We start from the raw sequence: 514 nt of genomic DNA, 5'->3' as shown, positions 1-514 counted from the left end.
GACCGGAATCGAACCGGCGACCTACGGGTCACTACAGCTCCAAACTCACATCATCTTTTCATCAGTAGCTTAGTTTAACCTCTGGAGCCCTTAGCGGTGATCTTATGCACTGTCGCCCTACCAGGCTAGGCTACGACCCCACAAACAAAGAGAAAAAATCGTTGAATTTTAAGTTATTTTTATCAAGATTTATTTGCAATTAAAGAGATTTGAAATTAATTAAGGTTAATCATGGTTAAACCAATTATCATTGCCGTAGGCGCAATTCCAGCAATTCTTGCACTATTAATTGCTGTACCATTAATTACAAAATCAGAAATTCCATTTTCTGCTAGTAACCCTGATGATGTTATTGAATTAGAATACACAAAACATCAACTCAAAAAAATTTCCTTTGGCGTAACAGAAAAACTGGTTGCTCAGAAAAGTGAAATATTACTTATAAAAAATGATGGTGATCTTAGATATACTGTTACAGAGGACGGAATTACTAAACCAGATAAGCTTTCTGATC

General features: G+C 36.0%; 1 protein-coding gene. It reads left to right on the top strand.

Annotated elements, in window-relative coordinates; all coding sequences use genetic code 11:
• Positions 1 to 231: 231 nt before the first annotated feature.
• Positions 232 to 514: hypothetical protein (locus V3W49_RS23140; protein ID WP_500148336.1), on the top strand; the 283-nt coding region annotated here is incomplete at its 3' end.

It is taken from the genome of Rosenbergiella sp. YN46, from assembly GCF_036620675.1.
Classification (GTDB): Bacteria; Pseudomonadota; Gammaproteobacteria; order Enterobacterales; family Enterobacteriaceae; genus Jejubacter.
Note: the sequence above shows the minus strand (reverse complement) of the source record. Positions and strands in the feature narration are given on the sequence as shown.